The organism is Candidatus Protochlamydia amoebophila UWE25, assembly GCF_000011565.2.
GTDB classification, from domain to species: Bacteria; Chlamydiota; Chlamydiia; order Chlamydiales; family Parachlamydiaceae; genus Protochlamydia; species Protochlamydia amoebophila.
In genome coordinates, this window is record NC_005861.2 from 1,890,491 (window position 1) to 1,915,675 (window position 25,185).

At 35.1% G+C, this 25,185-nt stretch carries 15 protein-coding genes and 1 pseudogene; 6 read left to right on the forward strand and 10 right to left on the reverse strand.

Going from position 1 to position 25,185, the window contains the following annotated elements; all coding sequences use genetic code 11:
• Positions 1-19: 19 nt before the first annotated feature.
• The 3 genes from PC_RS07465 to PC_RS07475 form a co-directional block, all read right to left on the reverse strand.
• Positions 20-1,963 carry an ATP-dependent Clp protease ATP-binding subunit gene (locus PC_RS07465; RefSeq protein ID WP_011176104.1) on the reverse strand — a complete coding sequence of 648 codons (1,944 nt, stop codon included), beginning with the start codon at positions 1,961-1,963 and terminating at the stop codon, positions 20-22.
• 288 nt (positions 1,964-2,251) lie between these two features.
• The gene (locus PC_RS07470; RefSeq protein WP_011176105.1) at positions 2,252-3,799 is read right to left on the reverse strand and encodes a DEAD/DEAH box helicase; all 1,548 of its coding nucleotides are present in this window, start codon (positions 3,797-3,799) and stop codon (positions 2,252-2,254) included.
• A gap of 776 nt (positions 3,800-4,575) precedes the next feature.
• Positions 4,576-4,851, reverse strand: coding sequence for a hypothetical protein (locus tag PC_RS07475; RefSeq protein ID WP_011176106.1), 276 nt, complete (start codon positions 4,849-4,851; stop codon positions 4,576-4,578).
• Positions 4,852-5,365: 514 nt separating this feature from the next.
• On the opposite strand from PC_RS07475, the gene PC_RS07480 reads away from it, so the two are divergent.
• Complete coding sequence (locus tag PC_RS07480) at positions 5,366-5,701, forward strand: IS630 transposase-related protein (RefSeq protein WP_011176107.1); 336 nt, start codon at positions 5,366-5,368, stop codon at positions 5,699-5,701.
• Between the two features lie 75 nt (positions 5,702-5,776).
• Positions 5,777-6,046 carry a transposase gene (locus tag PC_RS10630; protein ID WP_079890438.1) on the forward strand — a complete coding sequence of 90 codons (270 nt, stop codon included), beginning with the start codon at positions 5,777-5,779 and terminating at the stop codon, positions 6,044-6,046.
• A 189-nt stretch (positions 6,047-6,235) separates the two neighbouring features.
• Here the strand turns inward: PC_RS10630 and PC_RS11415 are convergent.
• A pseudogene (locus PC_RS11415) lies at positions 6,236-8,190 on the reverse strand (hypothetical protein).
• Between the two features lie 407 nt (positions 8,191-8,597).
• Here PC_RS11415 and PC_RS11775 point away from each other — a divergent pair.
• Positions 8,598-12,170, forward strand: coding sequence for a BTB/POZ domain-containing protein (locus PC_RS11775; RefSeq protein ID WP_232086074.1), 3,573 nt, complete (start codon positions 8,598-8,600; stop codon positions 12,168-12,170).
• A gap of 503 nt (positions 12,171-12,673) precedes the next feature.
• Here PC_RS11775 and PC_RS07500 read toward each other — a convergent pair.
• From PC_RS07500 to PC_RS07520, 5 genes are read right to left on the reverse strand one after another with little or no spacing between them, the layout of a single operon-like run.
• Positions 12,674-13,408: a cytidylyltransferase domain-containing protein gene (locus PC_RS07500; RefSeq protein ID WP_011176112.1), complete on the reverse strand. Its 735-nt coding sequence runs from the start codon at positions 13,406-13,408 to the stop codon at positions 12,674-12,676.
• Positions 13,398-14,075 (reverse strand): HAD family hydrolase, encoded by a 678-nt coding sequence (locus PC_RS07505; protein ID WP_011176113.1) that lies wholly within the window; start codon positions 14,073-14,075, stop codon positions 13,398-13,400. The genes PC_RS07500 and PC_RS07505 overlap by 11 nt, the downstream gene beginning before the upstream one ends.
• Positions 14,054-15,973 (reverse strand): NAD-dependent epimerase/dehydratase family protein, encoded by a 1,920-nt coding sequence (locus tag PC_RS10640; RefSeq protein WP_181679095.1) that lies wholly within the window; start codon positions 15,971-15,973, stop codon positions 14,054-14,056. The genes PC_RS07505 and PC_RS10640 overlap by 22 nt, the downstream gene beginning before the upstream one ends.
• A complete protein-coding gene (locus PC_RS07515) occupies positions 15,966-16,538 on the reverse strand; it encodes a GNAT family N-acetyltransferase (protein ID WP_011176115.1) in 573 nt (190 codons plus the stop codon). The genes PC_RS10640 and PC_RS07515 overlap by 8 nt, the downstream gene beginning before the upstream one ends.
• Positions 16,535-19,297 (reverse strand): bifunctional acetate--CoA ligase family protein/GNAT family N-acetyltransferase, encoded by a 2,763-nt coding sequence (locus tag PC_RS07520; protein WP_011176116.1) that lies wholly within the window; start codon positions 19,295-19,297, stop codon positions 16,535-16,537. Before PC_RS07520 ends, PC_RS07515 begins: the two co-directional genes overlap by 4 nt.
• 133 nt (positions 19,298-19,430) lie before the next feature.
• Here PC_RS07520 and PC_RS07525 point away from each other — a divergent pair, with 133 nt between their 5' ends.
• The 3 genes from PC_RS07525 (at position 19,431) to PC_RS07535 (ending at position 24,522) form a co-directional block, all read left to right on the forward strand.
• Positions 19,431-20,897: an RNB domain-containing ribonuclease gene (locus PC_RS07525; protein ID WP_044045196.1), complete on the forward strand. Its 1,467-nt coding sequence runs from the start codon at positions 19,431-19,433 to the stop codon at positions 20,895-20,897.
• 146 nt (positions 20,898-21,043) lie between these two features.
• Positions 21,044-22,843: an ABC-F family ATP-binding cassette domain-containing protein gene (locus PC_RS07530; protein ID WP_044045559.1), complete on the forward strand. Its 1,800-nt coding sequence runs from the start codon at positions 21,044-21,046 to the stop codon at positions 22,841-22,843.
• Between the two features lie 77 nt (positions 22,844-22,920).
• A complete protein-coding gene (locus PC_RS07535; protein ID WP_011176119.1) occupies positions 22,921-24,522 on the forward strand; it encodes a peptide chain release factor 3 in 1,602 nt (533 codons plus the stop codon).
• 20 nt (positions 24,523-24,542) lie between these two features.
• Here the strand turns inward: PC_RS07535 and PC_RS07540 are convergent, their stop codons facing one another.
• Positions 24,543-25,091 (reverse strand): methyltransferase, encoded by a 549-nt coding sequence (locus tag PC_RS07540; RefSeq protein WP_011176120.1) that lies wholly within the window; start codon positions 25,089-25,091, stop codon positions 24,543-24,545.
• Positions 25,092-25,185 lie beyond the last annotated feature (94 nt).

Below are 25,185 nucleotides of genomic sequence, written 5' to 3' on the forward strand. Positions count from 1 at the left end.
TTTTTCTCATTTATCAAGTTTATAAAATAGGCGTGTCGGGCAACAGTGCTACTGATTCATTAAAAACTTGTTGAATCAGTGAAGCATCTACTTGGATGTGCAGTTGAGAATGGATAGTATTGATTTTTTGTTGTAAAGCCGATTTAAAGGCATGAATAGCATAAAAATAAGATAATAGGTAAATTTTTTGCTCTTTTTCCTTCTTTCCCGTATATCTATTCTCTCCCTCTCTAATCGAACTATTTTGTGAAAATACTTTGGCAAGTTGATGTGTTAATCTAAAATAATTTTCTTTTAACGATAATTGTTGTGAAATTAAAAATTTAATATTTTGAATTTCGTCCTTTAATTTCTTTTCTTTTTTTTCTAACTCTTCTATGCGTCTCTTTAGGTTGATATAAGTTTCCATTTCTAAAGCAGTTTCTCTAATCGCTCTACTTTGACGAGAATTCATATGTTGAAGCTCTTGCTTAGCAAGTTCTAATTCAAGCAAAGTAAAGTCTTTGCTATAAACCCATCGACATTTACCAATTGCATCTTCCAGTAATTTAATAGCTTTTGCCGGTGCTCCAATATTTGGTAAATAATTTTGCCGCTTGGAGAGCTCTAAAACTTTTTCAACCGCTTCATCTTGAATAGGAATGTCGATAGCTGTACGGTTAATCAATTCTTGAATCATGTGTCGATTTTGATTTTCGTCATCTCCATCAACAATAATTTTGACAATTTTTCTTCTAAATGCCCCATCAGTATCGAGACTTTCTATTTGCTGTAATTTTTCAAAAGTTGTGGTTGCAATAAATAAAGGACTTGGGCGATCAGTCAAAAACCTTTTCTTGAAAGCTTTAAAAGCAGAATCATTGGTAGCTAATTGATCGAGTTCATCAAAATGGAATAGAATTTGATCTTCAAATCCGTCAATTTGATTTTTAATTTGATTAATCAATTCTGAATGTCCAAAACTATAATTCGAAATTAATAACCCGCAATCAACTTCATAGTTCGTTCTTTTAAGCAACTCTTGGGGTAACTTCTTTTCATGTTTGAGTTGGATAAGCCTTTGTGTAACAGCAGTTTTTCCATCTCCAGACTTCCCCACCAGAAGGATATTAGATCCTGTTAGCAATGCGGAAATGATTTGATTAACTGTTTTAGTCATGCCAACTTTAGGATCTATATTCCCTCTTTCAAACTGTTTATCTAAATTAGTGCAATTCACGATTTCATCAGGTAAAGGCTTTAGCCACTTTTGATAGCAAGCGGCCAAAACCCCTCCACAGACGATAATCGCTGCTGCAATTGCATAGACTCTTACTGTCACCCCAACAATCGGCTGTAATACTTGTACCAAAAAAAAAGGAATAGCAAAAAACTTATAAACAATATCCAGTAATAAATATTTATCCCATAAAGTAGTAAATTTTTTATGCGAATCTAAAAAATTGAAGGCACCTAAAAAGAGATTGATTAAGTTTGGGAAAAAATAAATAGCAATAGGGCGAAAACGTTTCCATTCTCCGTAAAATTTATCAGCCATTGCTGTGGTATTACGTTGTGTACATAAGGAAGCTCTTAAAAAAGCGGATTCGAAAGCACTGCGAAATAGAGGAAGTTCTTCTTGTTGACTTTTAAAATGAGCAATTTCATTCATTAATTCTAAATCGATGACTTCAGAAAGAAAATTCAAGGCTTTTGGCAGGTCTTTTTGGACCATACCAAAAACAATATTTGACAAAAATCGATCGAAATTTTCTTTATCTTGTGAATGCTCACGTATAAATTGAGTAAGTTGTGTTTGCCATTTTTCCCATTTATCCATCCCCCATTCTTCAGACAACAACAATTCTGCTAAATCTTCAAGTGAACGCAAATTTTGTAAGGGGGAAGAAGGTGGACTAACTAAAGTTGAATGTGTGTTAAAAAGGATAAAAGAGGGTAAAATCGATATATTCCAAGGCATCATTTTCTCTTCTAATCAAGTTTAAATATGGGAAATTACAAAAGTTTTTTAAATGTGATTTTCTATCATATCTGTTGGAAAATTTTATCCAAAAGGAATTGTTTATTTTTTACTAAGCTTATTCAAGACAAATATGTATCAAAATTGATCAAAAATTTTATAATACTTATTTAAGTTTAGTAAACAACAATTTCTTCAAAATAAAAATAAATTTTGTTTTTATATAAAATAACGAATAAAAATTTAGATCTTTTTTAGTTGATGTAACAACTAAAAAAGATCTAAAATTAATTAAATAGAACGTGTACGTTCTTTAAAACCAGCTGCTGAACTGGGTACTTTACTTGGGTGACTTGCACGATTTTTTTGCCCAAAAGTTTTTTTAAAGCCTTTATCATGCTCTTTTTTGAACCCGTTAGCTTTCCCAAATTTTTGTTGGGGTCGATTAGCTCGGCGACGCTCATCATTAAATTTGTCAGTGCGTTGCCCTCTCGTATCCCTTTCTTGACCCCTTGGCTCTACACCAATTCGATCTGGACCTTGAATAGTCTCTTGCTCCAAAACAAATGAAATAAACTTAGAGACCAAAGTTGAATGATCGACTTCTTTCATCAATTCTAAAACTAATTCAGTTTCTTGATGAAGGGGTTGATTTTGAATTCGACTTACAAGTTTTTGTCTCTTTAACTTTTTTACATCTTCAAGAGTTGGAATAATTTCTCGATTAATAGGAGCACCAGTCACTTTTTCATATCTTTGAAATTCTCGCCATTCTCTAAGTGTGACGAAGGTACTCGCCACCCCTTTATTTCCCGCTCTACCTGTACGCCCAATTCTATGAACATAGCTGGCAGGATCAAAAGGGAGATGGTAATTAAAGACATGAGAAACGTCTGAAACACTTAAACCTCTAGCAGCCACGTCAGTTGCGACTAAAACACGAATTTGTTCAGAACGAAAATGGCGAATAACCTCTTCTCGTTGTGGTTGTTCCATATCACCATGTAAACCTCGAGCATGATAGCCATTAGCCACTAACGTTGTTGATAAACGATCAACATCTTTTTTTGTTCGGCAAAAAATAATTGATTTAGCAGGTTCTTCACTGTCTAACAAACGTAAAATTGCATCGTCGCGTTCATCTTCACGAATAACATAATAAACTTGCTTGATATCTTTATTTGTCGTCTCTTTTTGCGTGACGCTGATGAAAATAGGCTTTTTTAATATTTGGTGAGCTAATTTTTGGATAGCTGAGGGCATTGTCGCCGAAAAAAGTAAAGTTTGTCTCTTTGCTGGTAAAAAAGTGAAGATTCTTTGGATTGCTTCTAAAAATCCCATGTCTAACATTTCATCCGCTTCATCTAAAACGACAATAGCGGGCCGAAAATCAGGTAAGCTATCAGATTCTAAAAGATCTTGTAATCGACCGGGTGTAGCCACAATAACTTGAACCCCGCGCTGTAAAGCTTCAATTTGAGGTCTAAAGGATTTACCGCCACAAATTGTTGCTGTACGAATTCCTAAATGCCTCCCTAAACGAAATAACTCATCACTTACTTGACTGGCTAATTCACGCGTGGGGGTTAATACTAAAAGTTGAGAGCCTGGGTTATCATGGATTAGGTGTAAAGCTGGCAAACCAAATGCAGCTGTTTTTCCTGTTCCTGTGTGCGCCTGAGCAACTACATCATGCCCTGCTAATACGACGGGAATTGCTTGTTTTTGAATAGGACTTGCTATTTTAAAACCAGCTTCTTGCAATGCTTGTAAAATGGGGGCTTTTAAACCAAATTGCTCAAAAGCTAAATCTTGCTCAATAATTGAATCTTGGGTCATATTTTTCCTATTTATATTCTTTAAAAAAGAATAAAGTGATAACTAGCGTATTTCATTAATAAAATAAAAAGAGCCATCTAAGATCAAATCTTTAACGCTCTAAATTACTCAAATAAAATAGTCAAAAGTTGGGTTAATAAAATTATCAACGATTAGTTATCTGAAAAAATTGAAGGGGCTAAATCGCTTCAATAGCACCCAAACCGCAAGATTTTTGATAATCAATTTTGATTATTGCTCTTGAATTTCAGGTTAATATCTAATTAGACAAATGACTTTTCATTACACTGATCGTTATTTGTCCATGCGCGCCAATGGTGGGTAACTTAACATTTTAAGCTATGAAAGCTAAACAAGCTTTTGTAATTCAACGAGCTTTTTAAATCTTCTTTCATTTACCAGCTTAAAAGCGCCCTTAGAGGGTGCGATTAAGTTATTCCATCATTTAAAACTCGACCGATTTATCCTTAAATTAAAAGATAAAAGTTTTGGTGCAGTTAAAGAATGATAAGTTTCAAACTTCTACCATGTCAGGTAGATTTTAAAAACTTCTTAAGTATATTTAGCGTAAAAGGACAACATAAAAAATTATAACAAATAAATGATTTAAAAACAAACCATAATTGAAAAATTTTAAATTATAAAATTTTTAATTTATATTTGAGTTTGAAGATAATTTGCCCTATAACCGCAAAATGCTGAAAAAAACAATACTCCTTACTCTAAACTTTACTAAAGTCTAATGTAAGGAGTATACAGACGAAAATAGTAACTGACTAGCGAGAATGAGGAAGCGCAAAAACTTCTTTTTTCTCAACTTGATTAACTTCTTCTTGATCTTCTACTTCGCTATCATCTAGGGGAATAGCCAAAACATCTGTATTGTCAATTCCATTGCGGCGCATAATTTCATATTTCGCATCAACTCTGGAATTAGAATCTACCTGAGTAGATGAATTAACGGGCTTTGAAACTGCTGCTTCAGCTGTTGTGACTAATGTAAACGAACTAAGTACGGTAAGTAGTTTCATTAATTGCTTTTTACTACACATATAAGTCTCCTAAAATTCAGTTCAAGAAAATGCATTTCAAAACAATGCTGGAAAATTCCCCTAACAAACTTTTTGGTTTGAGGCAATTCGCTAGTCTAAAGACTTTCTTATTCATTTATTTATATATAGAATGCAAACTTTTTGTTCAATTTGTTCGAAAAAAAACTTTTTTTATAAAAATGTGATATTCAAACTAAACAATAGGTATTTTCTGCAGCAAAATTACCAAATAAAGTCTTATTTAGATGGAAATTCATGGAACTTTTTTTATGTCCTAAGAGCGATACTGATCTCGGAGTTTATGTCATAAATTTGTGAAAGATATACGCAACTCTCTTTCAAAATTATCAAACCTATTTGCAACATCATAGAAAAGCTTTATTTGCTTGAAAAGATAGTAAAATTGAAGAAACTTTAGTACTATCTAATAAATAATTTTGTCACTTTTAGCAAGCTCTATATAGTTAATTGAATTTAATCGTGCATGTATAAATACAGTTTGAGTTAAAAAATTATGGCATACTCCAAAAATTTAAGTCAAAAAGCACTCAGCTATTTAGAAATTGGACATTCTGCAGAAGAAGTAAGACTAGTTTTCGGTATAGCGTTAAGAACAGTGTTTAACTGGCTGAAACGTCAAAGAAATGGATGTTTAGAAGATAAACCAAGAAAAAGGCATCCAATTAAAATTGATAATGACCAACTAAAGAACTATATTAAAAAATATCCTGATAGTTATTTTAAAGAGTTAGCAAAAGAATTTAATGTAGATCCTTCCTCTATATTCTATGCTTGTAAGAGGCTTAAAATCACTTTAAAAAAAGGCCTTATTTTACAAAGAAAGAGATAAGAAAAAACGTGAGGAGTTTAAAAAAGAATTAGAAAAGATAGCAAAAGAAGATTGTGTTTATATTGATGAAAGGGAATTAATGAATGTCTAAAACGTCATAGTGGGCGAGCTTTTAGAGGAAAGAAAGTTTATTCAGCAGTATCTGGGCATTGTTTTGCAAGAGAAAGATTTATAGCAGCTAAATGTCAATCTAAAATTTTTGCTCCTTTTTGCTATACGGGAACGTGTCATACTACCTTGTTTAATACACAGTTAGAAAAAATATTAATTCCAGAGCTTAAAACTGGACAAGTCATTATTATGGATAATACTACTTTTCATCAGTCTAAAAAACCAAATATCTGATTAAACAAGCCGGATGTAAAATTTTATTTTCTCCCTCTTATTCACTTGATTTAAATCTAATCGAAGCTTTCTGGGCAAATTTTAAACAATTAGCTCGGTTAAGTTTAAACAAATTATCAAGTCTTGCAAAAGCCATTGATTATTCTTTCTGTCAAATATGCACATAAGTGCACAATTAAATTCAATTAACTATAAATGCTCTGATGCGACTAAGGGTTTCAAATGCGCTAATCCAGCGCCAGTGAGCTTACTGCAATAGCGCAGATTCAAATACTGCAGAGCCACTAAGGGTTTCAAATGCGCTAATCCAGCGTCCGTGAGATTAGGGCACCAACTCAGATCTAAATACTGCAGAGCCACTAAGGAAGTCAAATGCGCTAATCCAGCGTCCGTGAGATTAGGGCACCAACCCAGATTTAAATGTTGTAAAGCCACTAAAGGTTTCAAATGCGCTAACCCAGCGTCCATGAGATTAGGGCATTCACTTAGCTCTAAATGTTGTAAAGTGACTAAGGGCATCAAATGTGCGCTAATCCAGCATCCGTGAGATTAGGGCACCAACCCAGATTTAAATGTTGTAAAGCCACTAAAGGTTTCAAATGCGCTAATCCAACGTCGGTGAGATTAGAGCATGCAGTTAGATCTAAATGCTGTAAAGTGACTAAGGGCATCAAATGCACTAATCCAGCGTCCGTGAGCTTATCGCACCCAGCCAGATTTAAATAATGCAAAGCCACTAAAGGTTTCAAATGCGCTAATCCAGCGTCCGTGAGTTTATCGCACCAACTCAAATTTAAATGTTGTAAAGCCACTAAAGGTTTCAAATGCGCTAATCCAACGCCCGTGAGATTAGGGCATCCATTTAGATCTAAATGCTGTAGAGCGACTAAGGGTGTCAAATGCGCTAGCCCAGCGTCCGTGAGATTATCGCACCCAGCTAGACTTAAATACTGTAGAACCACTAAGGGCGTCAAATGCGCTAACCCAGCATCCGTGAGCTTACGGCACCCAGCCAGATTCAAATGCTGCAGAGCCACTAAGGATGCCAAATGCGCTAACCCAGCGTCCGTGAGCATGTAGCAATCTTGGAGGTGAAGCTCTTTTAAATTTTTACAATTTTTCAACGCTAAGAGATGGGTGTCAGTCAGACTATACTTCTCTGAAAAATTGAGTCCTTCTATTTCATTTGAGAAGTGGTTTAAAATTTTTTCAAATTTGGTTAAATAAAAAGCCTGCTTTAATAATGAACTTACAACTGTGAGTTCTAAATAATTTTTTAAAGCATTTAATTGATATTGCTGCGTGAAATTTAAAAGTTCTTTTAATTTTACTAAGCTATCTTCGCTAGAGTTAAATATCTCAAATTTCTTGGATTTATATGCGTCAAGCAACTGTTGTTCTAAATTCTTCACAACTCCTGTCAGTTGATAATAATCGGCTAATTGAATAAAAAAAGGGATATCTTCCTCAGAAACTTTAAAATTAGCATCCATCAGGCAGTTAAGCAGATGAATAAACTCTTTTTGTGTCAAAGTGAGAGGATCTCGAAGAGTTTCTTGAAAATTTCCCGACCAAAGACTCTTAAAATAGAGCGATTTTTCCATTAACAAAGATAATTGAGAACTAGGGATAATTAAAGAAGTTCCATCCTGAAAGCTCAATTTAAATTCTTCTTGGAGAAAAGGCGAAGGAGTGGAAGATTGAATTGTGGATGCCTCAATTTCCTTTGGGAAAAGGTCGTTTAAAGTATTTAAGTTTGCTATGGCAGTTAAAGGATTTACTAAGGGTGTGTTTTCATTTCCAGTTTTATCATTAGGATTATCAATAGTTTTCTGAGTGTGAGTTTTAGTTAAAGAAGGAGAGGCAAAACTTAAATTTTGAGCCGAACTTGATAAAGATACGCTAGATTCTGGACGAGTTGTGACAACTTCTTTTCGCCCCCAAAAAATTTCTCTCCGTTAAGACAGAAGCTGATCTCTATTGATATAGTTAAAGAATAGGTTCAAAAAGGACTGAAAAATTGTTTTGCATAATAAACTAACCCGTTCAAAAAATTTTAAACGTTCGTTTGATGGAGAGTAAAATTGAGTATCTGAATTAACAATGGGAGTGGGCTGATGAGAATTTGAATTATGAATATGCATAATTACCCTCCAAATTAGCTAAATAATTCTGAAGTATATCAGACAATTCATATTAGTGAAATTAAATAGATAATATTAATGCAATAAAGAAGGAAAGCTGGTACCGAAAATAGAATTTGCCTGTCCTAAGAAAATAAAAGATGAAGTTTTATTAAAGTTTATTAAGTCTTATCCAAATGCCTATTTAAGAGGAATTCTCGCTCATCCAGGCACACTATATAAGCATTTTTTTGCTTTAGCACGAAAAGATTTTGGATGCTAACTTTAAAGTTTCTGTGGAAGAGAACTTTTCTTCCATTCAACTAGCCGATTATTATCAAATGACTATTGCAATAATTTGTATATATATAGAATACTGCCAAAATATATATAAATTAAAATTTAATTAGCTAATTTGGATGGTCATTTTGAATATTTCTAATCTAGGCTTTAATCATAATTGTCTTATCAATACAGATACTCATTCTTACTACCCCTCTCAAGAAGGTAACGAGCATCTTGAGGATGAAAGCAACATTCCAGTAAATCCCTTAGCTGGCCTAGAAGAGGTGACTCCATCAACAACTCAACTTCCTAATCACCTAACTTCATCCCAAGAATTTGAACTGGAATTTCAAGATGGAACTTCTATAACCATTCCTCACTCTCAACTAGCTTTGTTAAGGGAAAAATCCCCCTATCTTAAGAGTCTGTGGTCGGAAAACTTTCTTAAGAATCTGTGGTCGAAAGAATCTGAAGAATTTTTTCAAGGTCCTCTGACGCAAAAAAATTTTACAAATCTGCTCAATTGCCTGCTAGATGCTAATTTTAAAGTTCCTGTGGAAGAAATCCTTTCTTCTATTCACCTAGCCTATTATTTTCAAATGACCGAAGTTGTGAAAAATTTAGAAGAGCAGCTAATTAATGGGTACAAATCACAGGAATTGGAGCTGCTTAGCTGCATCGAAGACAATCTAGATGAATTAATATCAATTTTAAATTTTGCCCATCAACGTCAATTAAATATTTTGAAAAACTATTTAGAATGCGCCGCTGTGAGTGTATTATTAAATCAAATCTCTGAGCTAACGGAATTTGAAGAATTTTTAAATTTATTTTCAAATGAGATAGAAGGAGGGATAGAAAGCCTTGATTTTTCAAACAATGCTTATTTAACCGATGCTCACCTCTTAGCATTAAAAGACTGTAAAAATTTAAAAGTGCTTCGTCTTCACGAATGCCGTAATTTTACCGATGCAGGATTGGCGCATTTGAGCCGCTTGGTGGCTTTGCAGCATCTAGATCTGGGCGGATGCTATAAAATCACTGACTCAGGATTAACATATTTGAGTCGCTTGGTGGCTTTGCAGCATCTCAATCTAAACTGTTGCGTCTGTCTCACTGATGATGGGTTAGCATATTTGAGCCACTTAGTGGCTTTGCAGCATCTAGATCTAGGCGAATGCTATAAAATCACTGACTCAGGATTAGCACATTTAAGCTCTTTATTGGCTTTGCAGCATCTAAACCTGGGCTGTTGTAATAATCTCACTGATTCAGGATTGGCGCATTTGAGCCATTTAACATCTTTAAAACATTTAGATTTGCGTGATTGCGCAAAACTCACTGATTCAGGATTAGCACATTTGAGCCTCTTAGTCAATTTGCAGTATCTCAATCTAAACCGTTGCTATAATCTCACTGATAGAGGATTGTCACATTTGAGCCACTTAGTGGCTTTACAGTATTTAGATCTAGGATTGTGCAAAAAACTCACAAGCTCAGGATTAGCACATTTAAGCCCTTTAGTGGCTTTGCAGTATCTAGATCTGGACAGATGCGGGGAAATCACTGATAGAGGATTGGCGCATTTGAGTCGCTTGGTGGCTTTGCAGCATCTCAATCTAAACTGTTGCGCTTGTCTCACTGATGATGGGTTAGCATATTTAAGCCCCTTAGTGGCTTTACGGCATCTCAATCTACGCTGTTGCGGCAACCTCACTAGTGCAGGATTGGCGCATTTGACTCCCTTAATCGCTTTACAGTATTTAAATCTAAGTTACTGCGATAGTCTTAATGACAATGGATTAACGCATTTGACCCGATTAGCGTCTTTAAAACATTTAGATCTGAGCGAATGTCCATATTTTACTGATTCTGGATTAGCGCATTTTACAGCCTTAGCAACTTCGCTTACTCATTTTTACTGCTGGTCTCAAGTAGGTAGCGAGCATCTTGAGGATGAAAGCAACATTCCAGTAAATCCCTTAGCTGGCCTAGAAGAGGTGGCTCCATCAACAACTCAACTTCCTAATCACTTAACTTCATCCCAAGAATTTGAACTGATATTTCAGGATGAAACTTCTCTAACCATTCCTCACTCTCAACTAATTTTGTTAATGGAAAAATCTCCCTATTTTAAGAGTCTGTGGTCGGGCGGTTTTCCAGAATCTCTTCAAAATCCTCTCGCTTTGACGCAAAAAAATTTTACAAATCTGCTCAATTGCCTGCTAGATGCTAATTTTAAAGTTCCTCTGGAAGAAATCCTTTCTTCTATTCACCTAGCCTATTATTTTCAAATGACCGAAGTTGTGAAAAATTTAGAAGAGCAGCTAATTAATGGGTACAAATCACAGGAATTGGAGCTGCTTAGCTGCATCGAAGACAATCTAGATGAATTAATATTTGTTTTAAATTTTGCCCGTAAACGTCAATTAAATATTTTGAAAAACTATTTAGAATGCGCCGCTGTGAGTGTATTATTAAATCAGATCTCTGAGCTAACGGAATTTGAAGAATTTTTAAATTTATTTTCAAATGAGATAGAAGGAGGGATAGAAAGCCTTGATTTTTCAAACAATGCTTATTTAACCGATGCTCACCTCTTAGCATTAAAAGACTGTAAAAATTTAAAAGTGCTTCGTCTTCACGAATGCCGTAATTTTACCGATGCAGGATTGGCGCATTTGAGCCCCTTAGTGGCTTTGCAGCATCTAGATCTGGGTGGATGCTATAAAATCACTGACTCAGGATTAGCACATTTGAGTCGCTTGGTGGCTTTGCAGCATCTAGATCTGGGCGGATGCTATGAAATCACTGACTCAGGATTAACATATTTGAGTCGCTTGGTGGCTTTGCAGCATCTCAATCTAAACCGTTGCGTCTGTCTCACTGATGATGGGTTAGCATATTTGAGCCACTTAGTGGCTTTACAGTATCTAGATCTGGACAGATGCTGGAAAATCACTGATAGAGGATTAGCACATTTAAGCTCTTTATTGGCTTTGCAGCATCTAAACCTGGGCTGTTGTAATAATCTCACTGATTCAGGATTGGCGCATTTGAGCCATTTAACATCTTTAAAACATTTAGATTTGCGTGATTGCGCAAAACTCACTGATTCAGGATTAGCACATTTGAGCCTCTTAGTCAATTTGCAGTATCTAAATCTAAACCGTTGCAATAATCTCACTGATAGAGGATTGGCACATTTGAGCCACTTAGTGGCTTTGCAGCATCTAGATCTAGGCGAATGCTATAAAATCACTGACTCAGGATTAGCACATTTGAGCCTCTTAGTCAATTTGCAGTATCTCAATCTAAACCGTTGCGATAATCTCACTGATAGAGGATTGGCACATTTGAGTCGCTTGGTGACTTTGCAGCATCTCAATCTAAACTGTTGCGTTTGTCTCACTGATGATGGGTTAGCGTATTTAAGCCCCTTAGTGGCTTTACGGCATCTCAATCTACGCTCTTGCGACAACCTCACTAGTGCAGGATTGGCGCATTTGACTCCCTTAATCGCTTTACAGTATTTAAATCTAAGTTACTGTGATAGTCTTAATGACAATGGATTAACGCATTTGACTCGCTTAGCGTCTTTAAAACATTTAGATCTGAGCGAATGTCCTTATTTTACTATTTCTGGATTAGCGCATTTTAAAGCCTTAGCAGCTTCACTCAATTTAAAAATTATTAGGCAAAAAGACTTTCAATAAAAAAAGGAAACTTGGTACCGAAAATAAGAGTTGCCTGTCCTAAGAAAATAAATGGTGAAGTTTTATTAAAGTTTATTAAGTCTTATGCAGATGCCTATTTAAGAAAGTTCTCTGCTCATTTTGGCGTCAATGCATAAGCAGTTTTTATGTTTGTAAATGACAAAAAAATCCTTTTAAAAAGAGAAGAAAGGAATAAAAGCAAAAGAGCAGACTTTTAAAAAGTAGAAAATATCAATAAAAGAATGAAAGATAGATAGAAGCGGAGTTAATCCATACGTTTGTAAAATTTTTGCCGCCGGGTTTTAATCAGCAAAACCTGTGCTCAGGGTTGTAGTATTAGGAAAGCGTGATCAAAGAAAATGTTTCTCGCTACAAAAGTTGTTTCTAAATTCATGACTCTCTTTTGCTCACTCATAAATATAGACATTTAACTTGGTAATATAACTATAATCAACAAATTTAAACTAAGTTGATTTTATACGAAATCATTCAATAAATAGATGTTAATAAATAGTTTTTTGTTTTATGTATGCATTAATTAAATTCCAATCTGGGTTTAGACTTAACAAATGGAGAATATCGTTTAAGCGAAATTTTGGACAATGAGGGTAAAGATTTTCTAAGATTAACTTTATTAATTCGAAATCTTCTGGTGTATCGACTGTCCAACGATATAGATGGAGAGATGGATGATGTGCAATATTCTTTAATTTAAAAAGACCGGGATTTTGATAAATAAAAGGAGTGACGTGTTCTTTTTGGATGAGACTTGTTGCCATTTTAAAAGCTGTTTGAAGCGCTTCAAACGTGAAAACTTCTACGTCAAGCCCTCTTGGAAAAGTTCTTTCGAAGCTATTAGAAATATAATCATATTGAAAAATTTCTTTTTTAAATAATCCAACTACTTGATCAATAATGTCTGGATCAATTAAAGGACAATCGGCAGTGATACGAATAACCACATCTACTTTGCGAATCAATGCTGCCTGATAATAACGCTCTAATACATCGTTTTCAGATCCACGAAAACAAAAAATACCTAGTTGCTGGCAATAAGCTTCAATTACATCATCTTGTGAGTTAGTTGTGGATAATATGACTATCTCATCCACTTCTTTAACGTCTTTTAATCGTTCAAGAAGATAACCAAGTAGAGGTTTGCCCAAAACAGGTTTAAGAACTTTTCCAGGAAGCCTCGTTGATCCCATTCGAGCTTGAACAAATATTTCAGTACGCATTTTCCTCGATTTTTTTTAATAGCGCATCGTTCAATTCTGCTAGGTGGTGAAGAGTAATAGAAGCATCATACTTTTCATCCACAACTATATCTTTGTAAGGACCTGTTAATATCCTGATTGTTTGAAATCCAAAAGGTTTGATGCCTACAAAATCTTTATTAGGATTATCAGCCACATAGACGACTTTTTTAGGGCTCACCTTTTCCCATTCACAAATTTTTTCAAAGCAATAGGGAGAAGGCTTGCTATATTTTAATCCGTAAGTATAAGTACATAAGCATTTTTTTACATAATGCTCTAAATGTAAGGCCAAAAATTTTCTTTTTTGAACTAACTTATTTCCATCTGTGACAACATAAATCGGATAAGAGCTTAAACGTTGAAGACAATCCAAGGCTTCAGGAAACAATTGAATTTGAGGAGAATGAGCTCGATAAATAGCTACACATTTTCTTACCAAGCTCTTGCTGTACAGCCCAAACTTTTGTAGGAGTCGATCAAAAACATGTTCTCTTTTAATTTCGAACTCATTTATTAAAGCTTGATAAATGTCTGAAGATTGGCTTCTAAAAGTTGAACTTAAAAACTCCGAAACAATTTTAAATCCACTTAAAACAAACATTTTCTCTTCATAAAGTGTATCATCTAAGTCAAAGACGAAGACCATGGAATAATCCTGTCTGCTGGGTATCGAATTTGGCGAATTTCATGTTTGGATCTATTAAAAGGATAACTTTGCAAATTTTCGCCTAAACTTTCAAGAAAAAACCAAAAAAAAGAATCTAACCCGACTGCTAAACTAGCTGTCGACGCCCCTCCAAAACGGGGATTACACTCAATCACGTGAAATTGACTAAATTCATCTACAATCACCTGAAAAATAGCATGGCCGCTAACATTCAATTGGTTTGCAATGTCTATACAATAATTTTCCAATTCAGGATAGTTAGTAGTTGTTGTAATCTGCGATTCTCCTCCTACTGTGTAATTTCTCAATCTAGCTACACAACCGTGTATTTTTCCTTCTGCTGAGCGATAAAGATCAATACTCCATTCTTTACCAATCATGTAAGGTTGAAAAATAGGATCATCTAATTTTAAGGCACCTTGCATCGCTTCATCTTTAGAGACTTTTAAAAGCATTTTTAAAGATCCAGCCCCCTTGCGTTCTTTGACTACATAATGCACAGAGTCAATATCATCTAGTTTTACACTGGTTAAAATGGGTTGAAAATGGTGCTCTAATAAAAACTCAGCAAATTTTTTCTTGTCTTGACAAATCAAAACAGTGTCTAAAGAAGAACACATGATTTGAATTCCTTCGGCTTGCAAAAGTGATTTATATTGGGCAAAAAAAAGCAAATCTCCATCCCGCGTAGGAATGATCATTTTAATAAAATACTCTTTGCAATATGCGATAACTTCTTCAATCATTAAATGAGAAAGAGAAGGACAATGCCAAAATTGATCTACACCATATTTTCCAATACAGTTAACATCTGCATCACAACCGTGAATAGATTTGATTTGCCCCGTCTTACGAGCTGCTTCGCGAACAGCTTCAATCAAAGGCATTTTCTTCGAAATACTCGTGATAAGTATCGAACACGTATCTTCGTGAAAAATAGGCGCTTCCCATTTCTGTTTCTCAAATTCAATTAATTTAGGGATGGCTTGCTCTAAACGGTTTTTGGGTCGCCATTTTATCCACTGTTCTAATCGATCAATATTGGCTTGCGAATGTTCGAAAAGAATGTTTTGTTGAGAAGATTGGATTTGAAGGTTGGGAAAATATTGATGAAGAAGGTCTAGGATAGTTTGAACCGAACGGGCTTCCCCAGATCCAACATTTACAACACCGCTATGCTCAGTTTGAGATAACTTCAATAAAGCTTCTGCAACATCATCAGAAAAAATATAATCAAACTGCCCTTCTGGACGATAGACAGTCAAAGGCTCTCCTCTTATCGCGGATCTAATCCATCGAGAAATAACGTCTTTAGATTGGTAGCCATAAACTCTAAAAATCCGAGCAGAAATAAACGAAGCCTGATGGCCAAGAAAATGATTTAAAAAGCGAAGTTCTAGCTCATGAAGAAGCTTCGCTCCCCCACAAATATTCCTGGGATATATTCGACTCTCTTCATTTAAGATTGAAACTTGTTCTTGTTTTGAAGTGAACTGATATTGCGTAGGATCATAAATTAAGTAACTAGAAGCAAAAATCACCTTTTTTAAAGATAACCCATCTTTGAGAAGATTGATTAAATAATGACTCAAACGAACGTTATGGTGAAAATTTTCCAAGAAAAAAGAATAAGTTTCCTCTGACCTTTCAAATGTTGCAGCAAGATGAAAAAAAATGTCAGGATCAAAATTTTGCAAAATTTCAGGGTGGATTGCATTTAAGTCTCCCTGCCAATATTTAAGCTTTCCCAACCATTCTTTTGGACAAGGTTTTAAATCTCCAACAAAAAGACTTACTTTTTCTTTTAATAGAGAGTTAACAAGGGCTGTTCCAATAACTCCAGCTCCACCGCTAATAAAAATCCGTTTATTATTCATGAATGACCTCATGAGCTAATAACCCATGCATCAATGAATCTATCCAGCGCTGTTTTTTATATATGTGCTCTCGCAGGATCCCCTCTTTTTTAAATCCAAAATTTTCTAAAACTTGCATGTGAATTAGCCTAAAAGCAAAGGTTTCTGTGTAAATACGATGAAAATTTAATTTTTTAAATGCAAACTGAGAGATGAGAGTAAGGAAATGCAAAAAATCTTGAATGTAGATCGTCTCAAAACTAGCTCTTTCTGTTTTTACTAAAAAGGATAGCTCTCCTTTTTTTGATTGCCAATCCACATTAACAAGCCCTCCATATCCAATACATTGACCTTGATAAAGATAACTAAACAAAATTTGATTGGGTTGATAAAGATCAAATAAAGGTTTGATAAACTTTTCAAAGTAAATAATTTGATCTTCTTTTGAAATAGGTTTTTGTTGCCGTAAAATGTCTATTTGTTCATTGCGCCAAAGACGGATTTGTTCCATATCTTGTTGTCTAATAGCAACAAGTTGGTAATGATTAAAAATTTGACTTTCTAACAAAGAATAAAGAGGCTTCATTTGCTCTCTTCCATTTTTGGATTCAACCACAAGGCTTGAATAATTTCTGGATCAGGCAGAGGTGTTAATTTAAATCCTTGTCTCTGACAAATCTTTAACATTCCCTCATTCTCAGCTAAAATATTTGCGTAAACTTGCTCAATATTTTCTTGATTGGCAATTTTAAGCAATTGTGTAATAAATTGAGTTCCTAGGCCTTGATAATGATAAGCATCAATAATTGCAAGCGTAAGCTGAGCATAAGTAGTTCCTGGGATGCGAGATAAACGGCCTACTCCAACAATCTGCTTTTGTTGAAAATTCACGACTTCAGCGACAAGTGCCCATTCTCTGTCATAATCATTAAAACAAATACGAATTAAACGTTCATGAGTGACTCGTTGATCTAAACTGATAAATTCTAAGTATCGCTGACGTACACTTTTCTCAGATAAATCATGATGAAATTGCACAATAAGGGGTTCGTCCTCAGGCCGGATAGGTCTTAAAATCACCTGTTTTTGATTATTTAATTCCGTTTTTAAAACGTAATTTGAAGGATAAGGACGGATGGCTAATTTAGGTAATTGTTGATCTTGAACATCGTTATCATGTAAAATGATACGTCCATCTAAAGCAATAATTTCATTGTCAGATACTAAAAGAGGATTAATATCACATTCCTTAATCCACTTATTGCCTACAATAAGTTGAGAAAACCGAATAAGAATTTCTTCTAAATGAGATAAATTAATTGCCTTTCTCCCCCTTACACCAAGCAATGCTTCATAGATTTTTGTTTTTTGCATAAGCTGTTGAGCAAGATTTCTATTAAGAGGAGGTAACGCTAAAGCACGATCTTTAAATACTTCAACAAGCTGTCCCCCAGTTCCAAACAATAAAACAGGTCCAAATTGAGGATCGGTTGAACTACCTAAAATCAATTCATAGCCTGATTGTTTAATCATACGTTGAACAGTGACTCCATTAAAATGCTGCACTCCTTTTATTTTTGATATAGATTGAAAAATTTCTTCGTAAGCAATTAAAACTTCCTGAGAAGTTTTTAAATTAAGCTTAACGCCTCCCACGTCGGTTTTGTGAGTAATTGTTTCAGAAAAAAGCTTGAGAACAACTGGATAACCAAATTGATCGGCTAATTTAACAGCTTCAGCTGCGTTTTTAGCAACTTCTGTTTGGATAATAGGAATTCCATATAAGCTCAATACTTGTTTAGATTCAAATTCAGTTAAAATTGTTCTTTTCTCTTCCTGAGCTTTTAAAATAATTTGATTAACCAGTGCTTGTGCTTGCTCATTCTCACCCCAGATCAATGAATCTGCCTGAGGCGTTTCGTAAAGAGTTTTTAAATTTTGGCTATAACGCCACATGGTTGCAAAAGTTTTTGCAGCATCATCCGGATAATTAAAAACAGGAATTTTAGCATGCGATAAAATATTTGCTCCTTCTATAACAGAATCTCCCCCCATCCAACTTGTTAAAAGTGGTTTTTCATTGAGGATCGCAAACTTAGTCAGTATTTCTGCTGTTCCTTTAGCATCTGTCATATCTTGAGGAGAAAGAATCACTAATAGTCCATCAGAATTTGCATCATTTACGATAATTTCAACCGTTTTCGCATACCGTTTAGCATCTGCATCTCCTAAAATGTCAATTGGATTGCTATGGCTCCAAGCTTGAGGTAAAAATTCGTTTAAACTATTGATAGTTAGAGGTGTTAATGGCGCCATTTCAGCATGATTTAATACAGTAGCATCCGTAGCCAGGACCGCAGGACCTCCAGCATTCGTAATAATTGACAGATTGGGGCCTTTAGGAAGGGGTTGACGTGCTAATACGGAAGCCATGCTAAAAAGTTCAGAAATATGATTAACACGTAAAACGCCTATTCTTTCTAAAGCTGCATCAAAAACTTCATCACTGCCTGCTAAGGAACCTGTATGAGAGGCTGCTGCATTAGCTGCTGCTTGACATCGTCCAGCTTTGATAACAATAATCGGTTTTTCTAAAGCAACTTCTCGGGCAGCTGTCATAAAAGATCGTGCATCGCCAATCGTTTCCATATAAAGTAAGAGGCTACTAGTATGAGGATCACTTCCAAAATAGTCGATTAGAGTTCCCCAGTTAACATCTGCCATCGAACCGATAGAAACAAATGAGCTAAACCCTACTTTTTCTTGCCAACTCCAATCTAAAACAGCTGTACACATGGCTCCAGACTGACTAATAAAAGCGAGTTGACCCGGTAAAGCTAGCCCTTTTGCAAAGCTAGCGTTTAATCCAGTGTGAGGATTCATGATACCTAAACAGTTAGGACCAATAATTGATAAAGGACCTTGTTTCGCATAAAAAAGGATTTCTTCTTCTAATTTTTTCCCTGCTTCTCCTAATTCTTTAAAGCCTGCTGAAATAATAATTGCCGATTTAACTTTAGCATTCACGCATTCCTTGATAATCTTCGGAACCGTTAACGCAGGAGTCACAATAATGGCCAAGTCCACAACTTCAGGCACAGAAGAAATTGAGGGGAAAGATATGAGATCTAAAATACGATCTCTTTTAGGATTAATAGGATAAATTTTTCCTTTGAATAATCCATTAGTCAAATTATTCATAATGGTTGCGCCAACGCTACCAAAATCGTCTTTTGCTCCTATCACAGCAATCGTTTTGGGATAAAAAATCGCATCTAAACGCTGAGGATAACGATGAATAAAATTTTGAGAAGGATCAGTTCGATGTAATACCCTTTCATTCATTGAATCTCTCCATTCCTTACATAATTATGCTTTGGCAGTTTCAAAAAATCATTTTCCCATTTCACTTGTGTATAAATCATCAACCACATTAAAAAACATAGAAAGATTAACATATCCATTCAATAGGATTTTTATGGCAATTCAAGAGCTCAAACCGACTTTTGACTTAACAGAAATCGCCAAAAAAACAATGCGCGAAAAAAATCTTCTGACGGAATTTTTACTGGATGTCCAAAAAGCGACAGAAAAAACTTTCGACCATGGTGCCATTTCCCCCGCTACAAAAAGAATGACAGATTTTCTTTGGTGTTCAATTGATAACGATGATTCAAAGTATCTAGATCAGTTAACATATGCGGAAAAATTGGATGATGAAACGTATAAAATCTATATTGCTATTGCTGAAGTCGATCACCTTGTTCCTCAAAATTCTGTCATTGATAGACATGCCCAATATAATACTGTCTCGATTTATACTCCTACAAAAGTTTTTCCAATGCTTCCTGAGAAACTATCGGCAGGTTTAACTTCTTTAAATGAAGGTGTAGATCGCTTAGCGATAGTGGTTGAAGTTGAAGTTAATGATAATGGAGCTTTAGGAAACTTCAACATTTATTCAGCTCTTGTACACAATCATGCTAAGCTCGCTTATAATAGTGTATCGACATGGTTAGAAGGAAATGGGCCTATCCCAGAAAAAGTTGCCAATGTAACAGGAATGGAAGCACAATTGTATCTTCAAGATACTATTACTCAACTTTTAAAAGAGTTTCGAAATCAAAAAGGAGCATTAGCCTTAGAGACGATTAAACCAAAAACTATCGTTGAAAAGGAAGATGCTATTGATATTAAAATTTCTAAAAAAAATCGAGCCCGGGATTTAATTGAAAATTTTATGATTGTAGCCAACACAATCACAGCTCTTTATTTAAAATCTAAACAACTCCCTTCATTTCGCAAAATAGTCAGGGTACCAAAAAAGTGGGATCGTATTGTAGAAATTGCACGCGACCTTGGTGAAACATTGCCAGATCAACCAGACTCCAAAGCTTTAGATTTATTCTTAATTAAACAAAAATTATTAGATCCTGTCCATTTCCCTGATTTATCGCTGACAATTATTAAGCTTCTTGGAAATGGAGAATATATCGTTGAATATTATGATGATATGCCGATTGGTCATTTTGGTTTAGCTCATGCTGATTATACACATTCTACAGCTCCTAATCGTCGATATCTCGATTTAATTACACAAAGAATCATTAAAGCTGCTTTGGAAAATAAAGAAATGCCTTACACTTTAAATGAACTTGAAAAATTGGCTAAACATTGCACAATTCAAGAAGTCGAAGCTGATAAAGTAGAGCGTAAAATGAGAAAATCAGCAGCCATGATGCTTTTATTTTCTAAATTTGGTGAAGTTTTTGATGCGATCATCACAGGAGCTGGAACTAAAGGAACTTGGGTACACATTTTTAATCCCTCTGTTGACGGGAAATTAGTTGGTGGATTTGAAAATAAGGATGTAGGCGATTTAATTTTAGTTAAGCTTATCCATTTAGATATTGAAAATGGGCATATTGATTTTACAAAGGTATAAGTTTTAGTAATTCGCTTGACTTTGTAAAAGTTAAATTTTTTAGTTCACTTGTGAATAAAGTCCGCTCTGAATTAAAATAAGTGTACCGTGCTTTTTTCTTATATTCCTATGTCAATTATCATCAAATTTTGAATTTATTTTTTTATATGACTTTGCTTTTAAGTTGCCAAGAACTCACCAAATCTTTTAGTTCTCGTCTTTTATTTAAAGATATGTCATTAGGCATATTTCGAGGTGATAAAATAGGTTTAATTGGGCCCAATGGCTCAGGTAAATCAACCTTATTAAAAATTTTAGCAGGGCTTGAATCTCCAGATGAAGGTGAAGTGGCGCGTAATCGTTCTTTACGAATCGGCTATATTCCTCAAGAAACAAACTTTGAGCCCATTTCCATCCAAGATATTGTCAGTCATTCTTTAATAAATGATCATCGTTTAAGTGTTGAAGAAAAGCAAACCCAAGCTATTATCACATTAAGTAAATTGGGATTTACAAATTTTAATATTTTGGCAACTAATCTATCTGGTGGTTGGAAAAAAAGACTTGCTTTAGCAGTGGAATTAGTGAAATCTCCTGATGTTCTTCTCCTTGATGAGCCGACTAATCACTTAGATCTTGAAGGAGTTATTTGGCTAGAGAAATTTCTTAAAAATTCCTCATTTGCTTATATTGTGATTAGCCATGACCGCTATTTTTTAGAGCATATCACAAATCGCATGATGGAGTTAAATAGAAGCTACCCTAAAGGTTTATTTGTCGCAGAAGGAACTTACAGTATCTTTTTAGAAAAAAGAGATGAGTTTTTAAGTGGACAAATGCAACAAGAACGATCTCTTGCTTCAAAAGTAAGACGGGAAGTGGAATGGTTAAAACAAAATCCTAAAGCGCGTACCACTAAATCTCAATCACGTATACAAGGAGCAGAACGATTAATTAATGAGTTAGATGAACTCAAAACACGTAATAAAGATAGCCAAACACAAATTGACTTTTCTGCAACGAAAAGAGATACGCAAAAACTCTTAGTTGCCACTAATTTAACAAAGTCGCTTGGTGGCCGTCTTCTTTTTTCCGGAATTAATCTTACATTATCTCCTGGAACTCGACTAGGTATTGTCGGACTTAATGGAAGTGGAAAAACCACTTTATTAAAACTGCTTATGAATGAAGAAACACCAGATAAAGGAACAATTAAATTTGCTGATGGAATTAAAATTGTTTATTTTGACCAACATCGTACACAACTCCCCTCAGATGTACCTTTAAGAAGAGCACTTGCCCCCGAGGGAGATACTGTATACTATCGCGGACAACCTATCCATGTCAATTCTTGGTGCCGAAGGTTTTTATTTAGCCCCGATCGATTAGATCTTCCTTTTGGCCAATTATCAGGTGGCGAAAAAGCACGCGTCCACTTAGCACGCCTTATGCTTAAACCTGCAGATATTCTGCTTTTAGACGAACCTACAAATGATTTGGACATCCCTACCCTCGAAATTTTAGAAGAAAGTTTAACTGATTTTCCTGGAGCTATTGTATTAATTTCCCACGATCGATATTTACTAGATCAGATTTCTAATCTTATTTTAGGGTTAGGAACTAACAGCGATACCATTTTATTTGCGGATTATCGCCAGTGGGAAGCCCATCAACTTCAACTTGAACAAACAACCTCACAAAACAAAGAAAAAGAAAAAAAAGAGCTTCCTAAATCTGAGAACCGTTCAAAGAAAATGAGCTATTCAGAAAAACGTGAATGGGAACAGATGGAAGGCAAAATTTTGGACTTAGAAAAAGAAATTGGACAATTAGAAGCTATAGTACAAGACTCTATTCTAATTAATCAGCCTGATAAACATCAACAGGCATGCGAAACACTCAACCAAAAACACAAATCTTTAGAAGCCCTTTATTCTCGTTGGGAAGAATTAGAATCCAAAGCATAAATCACTACATGTAAAAAATGCTATACAGTGATATACTTTTGCGATTAATTCACATTAGATTTTAGGAAGCGCATTATATGGCCTTAGAACAAGAACAATTAGCCGAAGCTTGCGAAAAAAGGCGAACTTTCGCCATTATCAGCCACCCGGATGCAGGCAAAACAACTTTAACTGAAAAGCTTCTTCTATATTCTGGAATGATTCATACAGCAGGAATGGTTCGAGGGCGTAAAGGACGCAAAGCTGCAGCTTCCGATTGGATGGCAATGGAACAAGAACGAGGGATTTCCATTACAGCTTCAGCCATGCAATTTACGTATAATAACACGATTATTAACGTATTAGACACCCCTGGACATGAAGACTTTTCCGAAGACACTTACAGGACTTTGACAGCTGCTGATTGCGCGATCATGGTTATTGATGCTGCAAAAGGGGTTGAAAGACAAACGCGTAAATTATTTGAAGTTTGCCGATTACGTAAAATACCAGTTTTAACATTTATTAATAAAATGGATATGCCAGGCCAAGATCCTTTAGATTTAATGAATGAAGTTGAAAACGTTTTGCAAATTCACTCTTCTGCCTTTAATTGGCCTATTGGAACTGGTAAAGAGTTTTGTGGTGTACTCAATTGTGCCACCAAAGAATGTTTATTTTTCACAAAAATAGCAGCTGGTGGAGCTCAAAAAGCTGCAATAACGCGTATTCCCCTTTATAATGAAGAAACGAAAGAACGTCTTGGCAAAGAGTATTTTGAAAAGCTTATCCAGGAACTAGAACTTCTTGAAATGGCAGGGAATCCTTTTTCTCAAAAAGAATTTTTAGCAGGAAATGTCACCCCCATCTTCTTTGCCTCAGCTCTAACCAATTTTGGAATAGAACCTTTTTTTGATGCCTTTGTGAATTTAGCTCCAGCGCCACACACTCGAATGGCAAATAATGATAAAGGAGAAGAAATTGAAATTGACCCCGTCCAAACACCATTTAGTGCTTATGTTTTTAAACTTCAGGCTAATATGGATAAAAGGCATCGAGATAGCATGGCTTTTTTACGCATTTGTTCGGGCCGCTTCGATCGGGATCTTGTCGTCAAACATCATAGACTCGGCAAAGAAGTTCGTCTTTCAAGGCCCCATGGAATGGTTGCAGGAGAAAGAACAACATTAGATATTGCTTATGCAGGTGATGTAATTGGGGTGATCAATCCTGGAGTTTTTGCCATTGGCGATACCATCTCACTCACAGGAGGATTTAACTTTAAACCTTTGCCTCAATTTCAGCCTGAAATTTTTGCTCGTGTACAACCAAAAGACGTCGGTAAAAGAAAGTCTTTCGATAAAGGTGTTTTGCAATTAACTGACGAAGGTGCGATTCAATTGCTTCGTCCTTATGATTTAAGTGGGGATTTAATTTTTGCTGCAGTAGGCCAACTTCAATTCGAAGTCATGCAATATCGTCTCAAAGATGAGTATAGTGTTGAAACAATTATTAATTCTCTCCCTTATCAATGCAGTGCTTGGCTGATAGGAGATAAAGAGACTTTCAAAAAGCCTACAACAGCGGTCATTGTTCAAGATCGTTTTGATCGACCGATTATTTTATTTGGAGAACAGTGGGAAAAACAATATGCCATCAAACAAAATCCTGATCACCAACTAGTAGATATTCTTTCTTAGTGCAAACCTGACACAATTTATTAAATACCATATTTTAAAGTTTCTTGGACGCAATACAAAAAAATCGGTGTTTTATAAATGTCTTTAGCGTAGTAAATCTGAATGGGTTTCCAACCTGGGATGGCAAATGTATGTGACAAAACATATGTTCCCGCTCTTAGCTCTTGCTCAAATTTAATCTTTAACTTTTGCATGGCATTAGAATAAAGATAACAAATGATTATCCCAGAATCCTTAAAATTACATTTAAAAAAATCTTTCCTATATGTTTTTATTTTTTTTAGTCCTATTAAATAGAAAAAAAATTTGGAAACATAATAAGGAATGGGGGATATTTCATAAGCGATAATTTCTTTTTCTGGGTAGCTTCGTGCTAAAGCTACAGTCAAATTACCCCAACCCGATCCCAATTCAACCACCTTTCCATTCAATTGTTTAGGCAGTAAAGCAACCATACTTTTTTGAACTTTAAGAGAAGTTGGTGTAGGAGTAATTCCGTAAAAATAGGAATACCAAAAAATATGAATGAGAATAAAAAACAAGCTAAACAAAAAACAAATGATTATCAAAAAAACTCTCATTTTAAGGCTAAAGTAGCCTGAATCATTTCAAGCCATTAGCAGCAAAATTTAGGTTATAAACTTGAGAATTAGCAAAAAGACA

Excerpts from the sequence above, each read along its gene's own strand:
- PC_RS07465 (WP_011176104.1), bottom strand. The coding sequence starts at position 1,963 with ATGATGCCTTGGAATATATCGATTTTACCCTCTTTTATCCTTTTTAAC.
- PC_RS07470 (WP_011176105.1), bottom strand. The coding sequence starts at position 3,799 with ATGACCCAAGATTCAATTATTGAGCAAGATTTAGCTTTTGAGCAATTT.
- PC_RS07475 (WP_011176106.1), bottom strand. The coding sequence starts at position 4,851 with ATGTGTAGTAAAAAGCAATTAATGAAACTACTTACCGTACTTAGTTCG.
- PC_RS07480 (WP_011176107.1), top strand. The coding sequence starts at position 5,366 with ATGGCATACTCCAAAAATTTAAGTCAAAAAGCACTCAGCTATTTAGAA.
- PC_RS07500 (WP_011176112.1), bottom strand. The coding sequence starts at position 13,408 with ATGCGTACTGAAATATTTGTTCAAGCTCGAATGGGATCAACGAGGCTT.
- PC_RS07505 (WP_011176113.1), bottom strand. The coding sequence starts at position 14,075 with ATGGTCTTCGTCTTTGACTTAGATGATACACTTTATGAAGAGAAAATG.
- PC_RS10640 (WP_181679095.1), bottom strand. The coding sequence starts at position 15,973 with ATGAATAATAAACGGATTTTTATTAGCGGTGGAGCTGGAGTTATTGGA.
- PC_RS07515 (WP_011176115.1), bottom strand. The coding sequence starts at position 16,538 with ATGAAGCCTCTTTATTCTTTGTTAGAAAGTCAAATTTTTAATCATTAC.
- PC_RS07520 (WP_011176116.1), bottom strand. The coding sequence starts at position 19,297 with ATGAATGAAAGGGTATTACATCGAACTGATCCTTCTCAAAATTTTATT.
- PC_RS07525 (WP_044045196.1), top strand. The coding sequence starts at position 19,431 with ATGGCAATTCAAGAGCTCAAACCGACTTTTGACTTAACAGAAATCGCC.
- PC_RS07530 (WP_044045559.1), top strand. The coding sequence starts at position 21,044 with ATGACTTTGCTTTTAAGTTGCCAAGAACTCACCAAATCTTTTAGTTCT.
- PC_RS07535 (WP_011176119.1), top strand. The coding sequence starts at position 22,921 with ATGGCCTTAGAACAAGAACAATTAGCCGAAGCTTGCGAAAAAAGGCGA.